This is a genomic window from Senegalia massiliensis (assembly GCF_009911265.1).
GTDB lineage: Bacteria > Bacillota > Clostridia > Tissierellales > SIT17 > Anaeromonas > Anaeromonas massiliensis_A.
Genome location: NZ_QXXA01000027.1, coordinates 1 through 14,741, shown reverse-complemented (window position 1 = coordinate 14,741; position 14,741 = coordinate 1). Strand labels below are relative to the sequence as shown.

Annotated in this window: 12 protein-coding genes, 2 pseudogenes and 1 other annotated feature; all 14 genes and pseudogenes read left to right on the top strand. The window is 33.1% G+C overall.

Annotated elements, in window-relative coordinates:
* Positions 1 to 81, top strand: a pseudogene (locus tag D3Z33_RS15890) (elongation factor Tu); the annotation flags it as partial.
* A gap of 174 nt (positions 82 to 255) precedes the next feature.
* A complete protein-coding gene (gene rpmG / locus D3Z33_RS15885) occupies positions 256 to 405 on the top strand; it encodes a 50S ribosomal protein L33 (protein WP_130807990.1) in 150 nt (49 codons plus the stop codon).
* A gap of 70 nt (positions 406 to 475) precedes the next feature.
* On the top strand, positions 476 to 691 hold the full coding sequence (gene secE, locus D3Z33_RS15880) for a preprotein translocase subunit SecE (protein ID WP_160198758.1): 216 nt from the start codon (positions 476 to 478) through the stop codon (positions 689 to 691).
* Between the two features lie 53 nt (positions 692 to 744).
* Entirely contained in the window at positions 745 to 1,263 is a 519-nt protein-coding gene (gene nusG / locus D3Z33_RS15875) for a transcription termination/antitermination protein NusG (protein ID WP_201750564.1), read from the top strand.
* Positions 1,264 to 1,355: 92 nt separating this feature from the next.
* A complete protein-coding gene (rplK, locus tag D3Z33_RS15870) occupies positions 1,356 to 1,781 on the top strand; it encodes a 50S ribosomal protein L11 (RefSeq protein ID WP_130807987.1) in 426 nt (141 codons plus the stop codon).
* A gap of 49 nt (positions 1,782 to 1,830) precedes the next feature.
* Complete coding sequence (gene rplA / locus D3Z33_RS15865) at positions 1,831 to 2,532, top strand: 50S ribosomal protein L1 (RefSeq protein WP_160198756.1); 702 nt, start codon at positions 1,831 to 1,833, stop codon at positions 2,530 to 2,532.
* Between the two features lie 51 nt (positions 2,533 to 2,583).
* Positions 2,584 to 2,723, top strand: a sequence feature (ribosomal protein L10 leader region).
* Between the two features lie 33 nt (positions 2,724 to 2,756).
* A complete protein-coding gene (rplJ, locus tag D3Z33_RS15860; RefSeq protein WP_160198755.1) occupies positions 2,757 to 3,275 on the top strand; it encodes a 50S ribosomal protein L10 in 519 nt (172 codons plus the stop codon).
* Positions 3,276 to 3,294: 19 nt separating this feature from the next.
* Positions 3,295 to 3,672: a 50S ribosomal protein L7/L12 gene (gene rplL, locus D3Z33_RS15855; RefSeq protein WP_160198754.1), complete on the top strand. Its 378-nt coding sequence runs from the start codon at positions 3,295 to 3,297 to the stop codon at positions 3,670 to 3,672.
* Between the two features lie 229 nt (positions 3,673 to 3,901).
* Positions 3,902 to 7,477, top strand: a pseudogene (gene rpoB / locus D3Z33_RS15850) (DNA-directed RNA polymerase subunit beta); the annotation flags it as partial.
* Between the two features lie 42 nt (positions 7,478 to 7,519).
* Positions 7,520 to 11,128, top strand: a complete 3,609-nt coding sequence (gene rpoC, locus D3Z33_RS15845; protein WP_160198752.1) for a DNA-directed RNA polymerase subunit beta' — start codon at positions 7,520 to 7,522, stop codon at positions 11,126 to 11,128.
* A gap of 138 nt (positions 11,129 to 11,266) precedes the next feature.
* Positions 11,267 to 11,509, top strand: coding sequence for a ribosomal L7Ae/L30e/S12e/Gadd45 family protein (locus tag D3Z33_RS15840; protein WP_160198751.1), 243 nt, complete (start codon positions 11,267 to 11,269; stop codon positions 11,507 to 11,509).
* Between the two features lie 20 nt (positions 11,510 to 11,529).
* The gene (gene rpsL / locus D3Z33_RS15835; RefSeq protein WP_130807980.1) at positions 11,530 to 11,943 is read left to right on the top strand and encodes a 30S ribosomal protein S12; all 414 of its coding nucleotides are present in this window, start codon (positions 11,530 to 11,532) and stop codon (positions 11,941 to 11,943) included.
* Positions 11,944 to 12,083: 140 nt separating this feature from the next.
* Positions 12,084 to 12,554: a 30S ribosomal protein S7 gene (rpsG, locus tag D3Z33_RS15830; RefSeq protein ID WP_160198750.1), complete on the top strand. Its 471-nt coding sequence runs from the start codon at positions 12,084 to 12,086 to the stop codon at positions 12,552 to 12,554.
* Positions 12,555 to 12,587: 33 nt separating this feature from the next.
* Complete coding sequence (gene fusA / locus D3Z33_RS15825; protein ID WP_160198749.1) at positions 12,588 to 14,654, top strand: elongation factor G; 2,067 nt, start codon at positions 12,588 to 12,590, stop codon at positions 14,652 to 14,654.
* The last annotated feature ends 87 nt before the right edge of the window (positions 14,655 to 14,741 follow it).

Sequence of the window (14,741 nt, the reverse complement as noted above, 5' to 3'; positions counted from 1 at the left end):
ATGGAAAAAGGACTTAAATTTGCTATACGTGAAGGTGGAAGAACAGTTGGAGCTGGAGTAGTTAGTGAGATAATAGAATAGTTTAGATACTGAAGGCTAAAAACTAGGTCTTAAATGGCCTAGTTTTTTGTTTACGTTTTATATTGACATAAAATAAATTTTGTGATAATTTATATAAGTACTGATAGTTATTATTGGATTATTATGCCTGGATATATAATACTATAGATATTAAGGCGTAGGAGGTGTGTTTTAATGAGAGATAAAATAATTTTAGCCTGCACTGAATGTAAGCATAGAAATTATACAACAACTAAAAACAAAAGACTACATCCTGATAGAGTGGAAATGAAGAAATATTGTAAGTTCTGTAAAACTCATACAAATCACAAGGAAACAAAATAATTTCTTTTACTAAATTGATTAATCTTTAATGAATTAGTCGATATTAATAAAAGTAAGGATGTGAAATTATATGGCAGCTCAAGCTGATTCAAACAAAGGTGCTTTTAAAAAGATGAAAACATATTTTAAAGGTGTGAAGGCAGAGGTTAAAAAGGTAAATTGGCCTAATAAGAAAGAATTGATAAATCATACAGCTGTAGTCATAGCTTTATGTACTATAGTAGCACTTATTATATGGTTATTTGATACTTTAGTAAAAGGCTTATTGTCATTTATAATTGGCTAATAAAAAGCAAGGGAGGGAAGGACTCTATTGGAGTCCCGAAATCTATGACGGATATGTGGGATAAGGCCAAATGGTATGTAGTTCATACTTATTCTGGTCATGAAAACAAAGTTAAAGCAAACATAGAAAAATTAGTTGAAAACAGATCTATGCAAGACATAGTGCATGAAATACTTGTACCTACTGAGGAGTATGTAGAAGTGAAAGATGGCAAGAAAAAAGTCAAAGAAAGAAAGAAATTCCCGAGCTATGTTATTGTTAAAATGGTAATGACTGATGAATCATGGTATCTTGTTAGAAATACAAGAGGTGTAACAGGCTTTGTAGGTCCTGGTTCTAAACCTATACCTCTAACACCTGAAGAAATTAAAAATATGGGTGTTAAGGAAGCACTTCCTGAAATTGATATCAAAGTAGATGATTCTATAAAAGTAATATCTGGGCCATTTGAAAATTTCATGGGTACAGTAAAAGAAATAAGTGCTGAGAAAAGAAAACTTAAGGTTTTCATTTCTATGTTTGGGAGAGAAACACTTGTAGAACTTGATTTTGATCAAGTACAAAGCTTATAAAGAGTATATTACTCTTTTTTATAGACTTTTATAAGTCTAAAGTGGGAGGGGAAACCCGACTAACCACAAATAGATAAGGAGGTGTGACAGGGATGGCTAAAAAAGTTCAAGCTGTAGTTAAGTTGCAAATTCCAGCTGGTAAAGCAACTCCAGCGCCACCAGTAGGTACTGCTTTAGGACCACATGGTGTTAATATAATGGGATTCTGTAAAGAATTTAATGCTAAAACTGCTGATCAACCTGGTATGGTAATTCCAGTTGTTCTTACAGTATATCAAGATAGATCATTTACATTTATAACTAAGACTCCTCCTGTTGCTGTTTTACTAAAGAAAGCTTTAGGATTAGACACAGCATCTGGAGAACCTAATAAAAATAAAGTAGCAACAATTTCTAAGGATCAAGTTAAAGAAATTGCTGAAACTAAAATGCCTGATTTAAATGCAAGTGATATAGATGCTGCTATGAGTATGGTGGCAGGTACTGCAAGAAGTATGGGTATAGTAGTAGAAGAATAAAGAAAAAAGTGGGAGATGTAAATCGATAATACCACAAAGGAGGATATAAATGGCTAAAAGAGGAAAGAAATATGATGATAGTGTCAAAATAGTTGATAGAGAAAAGCTTTATGATGTTGACGAAGCTATTGAATTAGTTGAAAAGACTGCTAAAGCTAATTTTGATGAAACAATTGAATTATCAATTAAACTTGGTGTTGACCCAAGACATGCTGACCAACAAGTAAGAGGTGCTATAGTACTTCCACATGGTACTGGTAAAACTAAAAAAGTTTTAGTATTTGCAAAAGGTGAAAAAGCAAAAGAAGCTGAAGAAGCTGGAGCAGATTTTGTTGGTGCTGATGAGTATTTAGATAAAATCCAAAAAGAAAATTGGTTTGGGTTTGACGTAGTAGTAGCTACTCCAGATATGATGGGTGTAGTGGGAAGATTAGGTAGAGTTCTTGGACCAAAAGGATTAATGCCTAACCCTAAATCAGGTACAGTTACTTTTGATGTTGAAAAAGCTGTGAATGATATTAAAGCAGGTAAAGTGGAATATAGAGTAGATAAAACTAGTATAGTTCACGTTCCGATCGGTAAAGCTTCTTTTGGAGAAGAAAAATTAAAAGAAAACTTTGATGCTTTAATGGGAGCTATAATAAAAGCAAAACCATCAGCAGCTAAAGGTAGATATCTTAAGAGTGTAGTTATTTCAAGTACAATGGGACCAGGAATTAAACTTAATGGTCAAAAATTAATGGATAGATAAATTAAAATTTTTATTGACATAATAGGTAGACCGTGGTAATATGTTAAAAGATTAAAATTTAATAAAGAACCGTAGAAAGTAGGGACCAAATGGTTTAAATTTCCTATCGAGGTTGTACCGATTATGATTAATTTATATATAATTATATAAAAGGTCTTCCTTGTCTATGGAAGACCTTTTAATTTTATGAGTATTTATTCCTTATTCGAGGAGGTGGAAGTAAAATGAACAAAAAAATAGTTGAGCAAAAGCAACAACTAGTTCAAGAAATAAGAGATAAAATATCAGGTGCTAAATCAGTAGTATTAGTTGATTATAGAGGTTTAAATGTAGATGAAGTAACTGAACTTAGAAGAAAGTACTCTGAAGCAGGTGTAGAATATAAAGTTTATAAAAACACTATGATGAGATTTGCTTTTAAAGAAGAAGGTTATGAAGAGTTTACTAATCACTTAACTGGACCAAATGCAATAGCAATATCTAATGAAGATCCAGTTATAGCTGCTAAGATAACTAGCGACTTTGCTAAAGATCATAATAAATTAGAGCTTAAAGCAGGTATAGTTGAAGGTGACGTATTAAACCTTGATAAAATAACTGAAATAGCTAACTTACCTTCTAAAGAACACTTACTTACTCAAGTTGTTATCGCATTAAATGCACCAATTAGTAAGTTTGCTAGAGGTATACAAGCAATTGTTGATAAAGAAAATGGTGGAGAAGAATCCACAGACGAACAATAAAAAAATGGAGGAATTATAAATGAGTGAAAAAATCACAAACATAATAGATCAAGTTAAAGAGTTAACTGTATTAGAATTATCAGACTTAGTTAAAGCTCTTGAAGAAGAGTTTGATGTAAGTGCACAAGCACCAGTAATGGTAGCAGGTGGCGGAGCAGCAGCAGGTGGAGCAGCAGAAGAAGAGCAATCAGAATTTGATGTTATACTTGCAAACGCTGGAAATTCAAAAATTAAAGTTATTAAAGCTGTAAGAGAAATAACTGGACTTGGATTAAAAGATGCTAAAGGATTAGTTGATGGAGCACCAGCGCCAGTTAAAGAAGGCGTTGAAAAAGAAGCAGCTGAAGAAATGAAAGCTAAGTTAGAAGAAGTAGGAGCTACTGTAGAGCTTAAGTAATTTATTTTAATAAAAGGTACCTTAAAGGTACCTTTTTTAATGCTATTTCTTTTTCTTGACATATTGCATGTTGTGTGATAGCATTATAAGATGCAAAATAATGAATATTTGGCATGAAAATTGTATAAAAATAATTTTTATGGCAATAGTATTATAGATGTAATGAAAAATTTTCCACCAAAGGAGTTCCATTACCTTTTGGAATTAGTTTTTATAAGGGGTGAATAATATGGTGCATCCTGTTTCGTATGGTAAACGGGTTAGAATGAGTTATTCAGTAATTGATGAAGTATTAGAACTTCCCGATTTGATTGAGGTTCAAAAGACATCATATGAATGGTTTGTAAAGGAAGGACTTAAAGAGGTGTTTGATGATATCTCTCCAATCCAGGATTATACTGGAAATTTAATCCTAGAATTTGTAGACTATTATGTGTCGGATGAACCCAAATATGGTATTGAGGAATGTAAAGAAAGAGATGCAACTTACTCAGCTCCATTAAAAGTAAAAGTTAGACTTATTAACAAAGAAACTGGAGAAGTAAAGGAACAAGAAGTATTTATGGGAGATTTCCATCTCATGACAGATAAAGGTACCTTTATAGTTAATGGTGCAGAAAGGGTTATAGTTAGTCAACTAGTTAGGTCACCAGGAGTTTACTATTCTCAAAAAGTAGACAAAACTGGAGATAAACTCTTTTCATCTACAGTCATTCCTAATAGAGGGGCATGGCTTGAATATGAAAGTGATTCAAATGACATAGTGTATGTAAGGGTAGATAGAACTAGAAAATTACCTGTAACTGTTCTTTTGAGGGCACTTGGTCATGGGACTGATGCAGAAATATTACAGCTTTTAGGTGAATCAGAACATTTACTAAATAGTATAGAAAAAGATAATACTACAAATGAAGAAGAGGGTTTACTGGAAATATATAAAAGACTTAGACCAGGAGAGCCACCAGCTGTAGAAAGCGCAAGATCACTTATTAATACTTTGTTTTTTGATCCAAAGAGATATGACTTAGCAAAAGTAGGTAGATATAAATTCAACAAGAAGCTTGCTTTAAGCGGAAGGATTGTTAATAAAATTGCATCTGATAATATTGCAAATGAATCAACTGGAGAAATAATAGTTTCTAAAGGTGAAAAAATTACTAGAGAGAAAGCTTTAGAGATAGAAGCGGCAGGTATAAATAAGGTTGATATATTATCAGAGGAAAATAAGATAATAAAAGTTATAGGTAATCATTTTGTAGATGTGAAAGCACTTGATTTACCTATATCATTAGAAGAATTAGGAATAAAAGAGAGGGTATATTATCCTGTACTTAAAGAAATATTAGATGAATATTCAGACACGCAAGAGATAAAAGAAGCTGTACAACAAAGATTTAGAGAATTATTACCTAAACATATAATAATTCCTGACATAATAGCTTCTATCAGTTATGAGTTTAATCTTTTCCAAGGGATAGGAGAAACTGATGATATAGATCATTTAGGTAATAGAAGAGTACGTTCAGTAGGCGAACTATTACAAAATCAATTTAGAATTGGTTTATCTAGAATGGAAAGAGTAGTTAGAGAGAGAATGACAATACAAGATATTGATATTGCAACTCCTCAAGCTCTTATTAATATACGTCCTGTTGCAGCTTCTATCAAAGAATTTTTTGGTAGCTCACAACTTTCACAATTTATGGATCAAACAAACCCACTAGCAGAACTTACTCATAAGAGAAGGATGTCTGCATTAGGTCCTGGTGGACTAAGTCGTGATAGAGCTGGATTTGAGGTTCGTGATGTTCATCCATCTCATTATGGAAGAATGTGTCCTATTGAAACACCAGAAGGTCCAAATATAGGACTTATAAACTCACTTGCAAGTTTTGCAAGAATTAATGAATATGGATTTATTGAAGCTCCATTTAGAAGAGCAGACAAAGAGAATGTGAAAATGACAATGGATATAGATTATCTTACAGCAGATGTAGAAGATAAATTTATTGTTGCACAGGCAAATGAACCATTAGATGAAGAAGGTAAATTTTTAAATAAAAGAGTTGTAGTTAGAGCTGAAGATGGAACTTACGATGCAGTTAGACGTGAAGAAGTTGATTACATGGATGTTTCTCCAAAGCAAATAGTTTCTGTAGCTACAGCTATGATTCCTTTCCTTGAAAATGATGATGCGAATAGAGCCCTTATGGGAGCAAACATGCAACGACAAGCAGTGCCATTACTTAAGTCGGAAGCACCTATAGTTGGTACAGGTATGGAATATAAAGCAGCAAAAGATTCAGGAGTTGCTATAGTATCTAAGGTTTCTGGAGTTGTAGAAAATGTATCTGCTGATGAAATATCAATCAGAAAAGATGAAGATAGTAGGTTAGAAAAGTATAAACTTCTCAAATTCAAACGTTCAAACCAAGGCACTTGTATAAATCAAAAGCCTATAGTGGAAAAAGGTGAACGCATTGAAAAAGGTCAAGTTATAGCTGATGGTCCATCTACAGACTTAGGTGAAATAGCTTTAGGTAAAAATATGCTTATAGGATATATGACTTGGGAAGGTTATAACTATGAGGATGCTATTTTAATAAATGAAAATTTAGTTAAAAGAGATGCTCTTACATCTATTCATATAGAAGAATATGAAGCAGATGCTAGAGATACTAAATTAGGTCCTGAAGAAATAACAAGAGATATCCCAAATGTTGGAGAAGATTCTCTGAAAAATCTTGATGAACGAGGAATAATAAGAATAGGTGCTGAAGTAAAACCTGGAGATATTTTAGTTGGTAAGGTTACACCAAAAGGTGAAACTGAACTTACTGCTGAAGAAAGACTTTTACGTGCTATTTTTGGAGAAAAAGCAAGAGAAGTTAGAGATACATCTTTAAGGGTTCCTCATGGTGAAACAGGCATAATCATTGATGTTAAGGTGTTTAAGAGGGAAAATGGAGATGAATTATCACCAGGAGTTAATGAATTAGTTCGTGTATATATAAGTACTAAAAGAAAGATTAATGTTGGAGATAAAATGTGTGGACGTCATGGTAATAAAGGGGTTATATCTAGAATACTACCTGAAGAAGATATGCCATTCTTACCTGATGGTAGACCACTTGATATACTATTAAATCCACTTGGAGTTCCTTCACGTATGAATATAGGTCAGGTATTGGAAGTTCACTTGGGCATGGCTGCTAAAGAATTGGGTTGGCATATAGCTACTCCTGTATTTGATGGTGCTAATGAAGATGACATATTTGAAGCATTGAAAAAATCAGGACTTCCTGAAACAGGAAAAATTTCTCTTCGTGATGGAAGAACTGGTAAGTATTTTGATAATCCAGTGACTGTAGGATATATGTATATGCTTAAACTTCATCATTTAGTAGATGATAAAATACATGCTAGATCAACAGGTCCTTATTCTCTTGTTACTCAACAACCACTTGGTGGTAAAGCGCAATTTGGAGGACAAAGATTTGGAGAAATGGAAGTTTGGGCACTTGAAGCATATGGTGCAGCTCATACTCTTCAAGAAATATTAACAGTTAAATCTGATGATGTTGTTGGTAGAGTTAAAACTTATGAAGCTATTGTAAAAGGGGAAAATATCCCTGAGCCTGGAGTTCCAGAATCTTTTAAAGTGCTTATAAAAGAACTCCAAAGTTTATCATTAGATATAAAGGTTCTTACAAATAATGATGAAATTGAGATTAAAGAATCAGTAGATGATGAGATTAATGATTTAAATTTAGGACTTAAAGCAGAAGATGATAATGGTAATGAGTAATTTTCTTTATAAAACTTTAAGGAAGGGAGAGAAAGCCCCTTGTTTGAACTTAACAATTTTGATTCAATAAAAATAGGGTTGGCTTCTCCAGAAAAAATTAGACAGTGGTCTAGGGGAGAAGTCAAAAAACCAGAAACAATAAACTACAGAACATTAAAGCCTGAAAAAGAAGGTTTATTCTGTGAAAAGATTTTTGGGCCTACAAAAGACTGGGAATGTCATTGTGGGAAATATAAAAGAGTAAGATATAAAGGTGTAGTATGTGATAGATGTGGAGTAGAAGTAACTAAATCTAAAGTGAGAAGAGAAAGAATGGGGCATATTGAACTCGCGGCCCCTGTATCTCACATTTGGTACTTTAAAGGAATACCAAGTAGAATGGGACTTATACTTGATATGAGCCCGAGATCACTTGAAAAAATATTGTATTTCGCTTCTTATGTTGTAATTGATCCAGGTGAAACTTCACTATCAAGCAAACAATTATTAAGTGAAAAAGAATATAGGGAAGCAATTGATAAACATGGAAATAGTTTTACTGCTGGAATGGGAGCAGAAGCAGTGGAAGAACTTTTAAAGAGGATAGATTTAATAGGTGAGTCAAAAGAACTTAAAGCTGCACTTAAAGAAAGTTCTGGACAAAAGAAAATTAGAATAATAAGAAGACTTGAAGTAATAGAGGCTTTTAAACAATCTGGAAATAAACCTGAGTGGATGATACTAGATGCAGTTCCAGTTATACCACCAGATTTACGTCCTATGGTTCAGTTAGATGGTGGTAGATTTGCAACATCTGACTTAAATGACCTTTATAGAAGAGTTATAAATAGAAATAATAGACTTAAAAGATTATTAGATTTAGGTGCACCAGATATCATTGTTCGAAATGAAAAAAGGATGTTACAAGAAGCAGTAGATGCACTTATTGATAATGGTAGAAGAGGAAGACCTGTAACAGGTCCTGGTAATAGACCTTTAAAATCACTATCAGATATGTTAAAAGGTAAGCAAGGTAGATTTAGACAAAACTTACTTGGTAAAAGGGTAGATTATTCAGGTAGATCTGTTATTGTTGTAGGTCCTGATCTTAAATTTTATCAATGTGGTTTGCCTAAAAAAATGGCACTTGAATTATTTAAACCATTTGTAATGAAGAAACTTGTTAATGATGGATTTGCACATAATATTAAAAGTGCTAAGAGAATGGTAGAAAAAATCAAACCTGAAGTATGGGGAGTATTAGAAGAAGTAATTAAAGATCATACAGTATTACTTAATCGTGCGCCTACACTTCACCGTTTAGGAATACAAGCGTTTGAACCTATATTAGTAGAAGGTAAAGCTATAAAACTTCATCCATTAGTATGTACTGCATATAATGCAGACTTTGATGGGGACCAAATGGCTGTTCACGTTCCGTTATCTACTGAGGCTCAAGCTGAAGCAAGATTCTTGATGCTTTCTATAAATAACATATTAGCTCCACAAGCAGGTAGCCCAATAACCACTCCAACTCAGGATATGGTACTTGGAACTTATTATTTAACTATTGACATACCTGGTGAAAAAGGTGAAGGTATGATATTTAAAGATTATAATGAGTTATTACATGCTTATCAAAATGAAAGTGTTGGACTTCATTCTAAGGTTAAAGTCTTAGTTAAATTAGATGAGAATGATAAAGGTAAGCTTGTGGAAAGTACTGTAGGAAGATTTATATTTAATGAAAATATACCACAAGACTTAGGAATTATAGATAGAAATAAAGATAAATACTCCCTTGAAACTGACGGATTGAATGATGATCCTGGTAATGAGCAAAACAAAGGACTTGTTACTAAAAAAGGACTTGGAGTAATAATTGATAAATGTTTCAAAAAGCATGGAAATACTACTACTGCTATTATGCTAGATCATATTAAAAACCTAGGATTCCATTATTCTTCTATAGGAGCTGTGACAATTGGAGTAAGTGATATAATTGTTCCAGAAGCTAAGAAAATACTTGTAGGAGAAGCTGAAGAAAAGGTGGAAAAGTATGAGAAAGCTTTTAGAAGAGGACTTATATCTGATGAAGAAAGATATGAAAAAGTTATAGAGGTATGGACTAAAACAACAGAAGATGTTACTGATGCTCTTATGGAAAATCTAGACAGATTAAATAATATCTTTATAATGAGTCATTCAGGAGCTAGAGGTAGTAAAAACCAGATAAGACAACTTGCAGGTATGAGAGGACTTATGGCGAATGCTTCTGGTAAAACTGTAGAAATACCAGTTAAATCAAACTTTAGAGAAGGTTTAACAGTACTGGAATTCTTTATATCTACTCATGGAGCTAGAAAAGGACTCGCAGATACAGCACTTAGAACTGCCGACTCTGGATATCTTACAAGACGCCTTGTTGATGTAAGTCAGGATGTAATTGTAAGAGAAGAAGACTGTGGTACGGAAAAAGGAATAAATGTGAAGGCATTTATGGATGGTAATGAAGTAATAGAAGAGCTATACGATAGAATAGTTGGAAGATATAGTTTAGATACTTTAAAAAATCCTAATACAGGAGAAGTTATAGTAGAAAAACAAGAATTTATAAATGATGATAAAGCAAAAGAAATAATAGATGCTGGAATAACTTCATTAGATGTTCGTTCTGCTTTAACATGTGAATCTAAACATGGTGTATGTTCTAAATGTTATGGTAAAAACCTTGCAACAGGTGGAAAAGTAGATGTTGGTGAATCTGTAGGTATAATAGCAGCACAATCTATAGGTGAACCTGGTACACAGCTTACAATGCGTACTTTCCATACTGGTGGAGTAGCTGGTGGAGATATAACTCAAGGTCTTCCAAGGGTAGAAGAGCTATTTGAAGCTAGAAAACCTAAAGGACTTGCTATAATATCTGAAATAGCTGGTAAAGTAAGTATAAATGAAACTAGAAAGAAAAAAGAAGTAGTTATTACAAATGAGGATAAAGAATCTAAAACTTATACAATTCCTTATGGTTCTAGAATAAAGGTAAGACAGGATGAAGAAATAGAACCTGGGGATGAAATAACAGAAGGGTCTGTTAATCCTCACGATATACTAAAGATTAAAGGTGTAATTGGAGTTCAAAATTACATTGTAAAGGAAGTTCAAAGAGTTTATAAGATGCAAGGTGTTGATATCAACGATAAGCATGTTGAGGTAATAGTTAGACAAATGTTAAATAGAGTTAAAATTGAAGATTCTGGAGATACAGATTTACTTCCAGGAAGTCTTGTAAATATATTTGAATTCCAATCTGAAAATGATAGAATTGAAGCTGATGGTGGCGACCCAGCAGTTGGGAAAAGAGTTCTTTTAGGAATCACTAAAGCATCTTTAGCTACAGATTCATTCCTTTCAGCAGCTTCTTTCCAAGAGACTACAAGAGTTTTAACTGAAGCTGCAATAAAAGGAAAAGAAGATCATTTATTAGGATTAAAAGAAAATGTTATAATTGGAAAACTTATACCAGCTGGTACTGGTATGAGAAAGTATAAATCTATTGCAGTGAATGGAACAGAACCTTTAGAGAAAGACTTAGACACATCAAAAGATGTACAAATTATAGAAGACAATGAAGAGAAAAAAATAATAGAAGAAGATTTAGAAATATAGCTTATAATTCTTGACAGTTATTCTATGTGATGTTACAATATTTGAGTATGTAAATTTGATTGTCTTTTTAGTATTGATAGTGATTATGGAATAAGTTTATTCCATAATCCTATCGGTATTTTAAGGAGGAGACTTGTTTTGTTATCTAATATTAAAGATAAGAACAAAGTAGTAGGAACCAAGCAGGCTAAAAGATTTTTAATAAAAGATAGTGTTAATCTTTTATATATAGCAGAAGATGCAGATAAAAAGATTACTACTGATTTATTAGAAGAAGCTAATAAAAAATCAGTAGAAGTCGTTTTTATAAAGAGCATGAAAGAGCTAGGGGAAGCCTGTGGAATTGATGTTAGAGCTGCAACAGTAGCTATACTTAAGTAAATTTGGAAGGAGGTGCCCATATGCCAACTATTAACCAATTAGTAAGAAAAGGTAGAAAGAAAGTAACTAAGAAATCTGACTCTCCACATTTAAATGATGGATTTAACTCATTAAAGAAGAAGACTACAAAAATAAATTCACCACAAAAAAGAGGGGTATGTACAGCGGTTAAAACTGTTACACCTAAAAAACCTAACTCAGCTTTAAGAAAAATAGCAAGAGTTAGACTTACAAATGGACATGAAGTTACAGCTTATATCCCAGGTATAGGCCATAATCTTCAAGAACATAGTGTTGTTCTTATAAGAGGTGGAAGAGTAAAAGACTTACCTGGAGTTAGATACCATATTGTAAGAGGTACATTAGATACATCAGGTGTTGATGAAAGAAGACAAGCAAGATCTAAGTATGGTACTAAGAAGCCAAAAAACTAAAATAGTATTATGGTAAAAGCGCGGAATGTAATGCTATGATTCCTCAGGAGCCTATAGCTTAATATATACATTATGTGCACCACGATTCTTCGGAATCGAGTACCTAAGAATTAATCTTGATTATTAAGGAGGGAAGAGACGTGCCAAGAAAAGGTCATATTCAAAAAAGAGAAATAATGGAAGATCCTATATATAAGGATAAAGTGGTAACAAAACTAATTAACTCTATTATGTTAGATGGTAAAAGAGGAGTTGCTCAAAAGATAATTTATGGAGCGTTTGATATAATAGCTGAAAAAACAGGTGAAGAACCATTAGAAGTATTTCATAATGCTTTAGAAAATATAATGCCTGTATTAGAAGTTAAAGCAAGACGTGTTGGTGGTGCTACTTATCAAGTGCCGATAGAAGTTAGACCTAGAAGAAGACAGACATTAGGACTTAGATGGTTAACTACTTACTCTAGAAAAAGAGGAGAAAAAACTATGGGTGAGAGACTAGCTAAGGAAATAATGGATGCTAACAACAACACTGGAGCAAGTGTTAAGAAGAAAGAAGATACACATAAGATGGCAGAAGCTAATAAAGCATTTGCACATTATAGATGGTAATAATATAACAGAAGCAGAAAGGAGGAAACAATTATGGCAAGAGATTATCCTTTAAAAAGGACACGAAACATTGGGATAATGGCTCATATAGATGCAGGTAAAACAACTGCAACAGAGAGAATATTATTCTATACAGGAAAAGTTCATAAACTAGGTGAAACTCATGAAGGTGGCGCTCAAATGGACTGGATGGAGCAAGAGCAGGAAAGAGGAATTACTATTACTTCTGCTGCAACAACAGCATTTTGGAAAGACCATAGAATAAATATCATAGATACACCAGGACATGTGGACTTCACTGTAGAGGTTGAAAGATCTCTTCGTGTACTTGATGGATCAGTTGCTATATTTGACGCAAAGAGTGGTGTGGAACCACAAACAGAAACAGTTTGGCGTCAAGCAGATAAATACGGGGTTCCTAGAATGTGCTTCGTAAATAAAATGGATAAAATGGGTGCAGACTTCTTTATGTCTGTAGACACTATGATAGAAAAGTTAAAGGCGAATGCGGTGCCTATGCAAATGCCTATTGGTGCTGAAGATGACTTTAGCGGAATTGTTGATTTAGTTGAGATGAATGCAAAGATTTATAAAGATGATTTAGGAAAAGAAATTGAGGTTACTGAAATTCCTGAAGATTTAAAAGAAAAAGCAGAAGAGCTTAGAGAAAATCTAGTTGAAAAAGTTTCTGAAGCTGATGAAGAATTAATGATGAAATATTTAGAAGGTGAAGAAATAACACAAGAAGAATTGAAGGAAGGGATTAGAAAAGCTACTATAGCTAATGAAATAGTTCCTGTTCTTTGTGGTTCAGCTTATAAGAACAAAGGTGTTCAATTATTAATTGATGCAATTGTTGAATATATGCCTTCACCATTAGATGTTCCAGCTATTCAAGGTATACTTCCTGAGACAGAAGAGCCTTCAGAAAGACCATCATCAGACGATGAGCCTTTTAGTGCATTAGCATTTAAAATAATGACAGACCCATATGTAGGTAAACTTGCTTTCTTTAGAATTTATTCAGGAACTATGGAGTCGGGTTCATATGTTTTGAATTCAACTAAGAATAAAAGAGAAAGAATTGGTCGTATATTACAGATGCATGCTAATAGTAGAGAAGAGATAAGTATTGCATATGCTGGAGATATTGGAGCGGCAGTAGGACTTAAATCAACTGGAACAGGTGACACGCTTTGTGATCCTGACAATCCAATTATACTTGAGTCAATGATCTTCCCTGAACCTGTTATTTCTGTAGCTATAGAACCAAAAACTAAAGCTGGTCAAGAAAAAATGGGTATAGGACTTGCGAAGCTTGCAGAAGAAGATCCTACTTTTAGAACTTATACTGATGAAGATACAGGTCAAACTATAATTTCTGGTATGGGTGAACTTCACTTAGAAATTATAGTAGATAGACTTTTAAGAGAGTTTAAAGTAGAAGCAAATGTAGGTAACCCTCAAGTTGCTTATAAAGAGTCAATTACAACTAAAGCAGATGTTGAATCTAAATATGCTAAGCAATCTGGTGGTAAAGGTCAATATGGACATGTTAAGATTATCATGGAGCCATTAGAACCGGGTTCAGGATATGAATTTGAAAATAAAATCAAAGGTGGATCTATTCCAAGAGAATATATTCCAGCAGTTGATCAAGGTATCCAAGAAGCAGCTCAAACAGGTATACTTGCAGGATATCCGGTATCTGATTTTAGAATTACATTATATGACGGATCATATCATGAGGTTGACTCATCAGAAATGGCATTTAAAATAGCTGGTTCTATGGCATTTAAAGATGCTATGGCTAAAGCTAAACCTGTTATATTAGAACCATATATGAAAGTAGAAGTTCTTATTCCTGATGAATATATGGGAGATGTAATGGGCGATATCAATTCTAGAAGAGGAAGAATTGAAAATTTCGAAGATAGAAATGGAATTAAAGCTATAAATGCTTTTGTACCACTTTCTGAAATGTTTGGATATGCAACAGATTTAAGATCTAATACTCAAGGTCGTGGAAATTATTCTATGGAATTAGATCATTTTGAAGCAGTTCCTAAAAGCATTGCAGAAGAAATTATCGGAAAATAATTCAAAAAAATGAGGAGGATTAATAATGGGAAAAGCAAAATATGAAAGAACTAAACCACATGTTAACGTTGGAACAATAGGACACGT

What these genes read in the sequence shown, in the direction of transcription:
- rpmG (WP_130807990.1), top strand. Translation starts at nt 256, where the DNA reads ATGAGAGATAAAATAATTTTAGCCTGCACTGAATGTAAGCATAGAAAT.
- secE (WP_160198758.1), top strand. Translation starts at nt 476, where the DNA reads ATGGCAGCTCAAGCTGATTCAAACAAAGGTGCTTTTAAAAAGATGAAA.
- nusG (WP_201750564.1), top strand. Translation starts at nt 745, where the DNA reads ATGTGGGATAAGGCCAAATGGTATGTAGTTCATACTTATTCTGGTCAT.
- rplK (WP_130807987.1), top strand. Translation starts at nt 1,356, where the DNA reads ATGGCTAAAAAAGTTCAAGCTGTAGTTAAGTTGCAAATTCCAGCTGGT.
- rplA (WP_160198756.1), top strand. Translation starts at nt 1,831, where the DNA reads ATGGCTAAAAGAGGAAAGAAATATGATGATAGTGTCAAAATAGTTGAT.
- rplJ (WP_160198755.1), top strand. Translation starts at nt 2,757, where the DNA reads ATGAACAAAAAAATAGTTGAGCAAAAGCAACAACTAGTTCAAGAAATA.
- rplL (WP_160198754.1), top strand. Translation starts at nt 3,295, where the DNA reads ATGAGTGAAAAAATCACAAACATAATAGATCAAGTTAAAGAGTTAACT.
- rpsL (WP_130807980.1), top strand. Translation starts at nt 11,530, where the DNA reads ATGCCAACTATTAACCAATTAGTAAGAAAAGGTAGAAAGAAAGTAACT.
- fusA (WP_160198749.1), top strand. Translation starts at nt 12,588, where the DNA reads ATGGCAAGAGATTATCCTTTAAAAAGGACACGAAACATTGGGATAATG.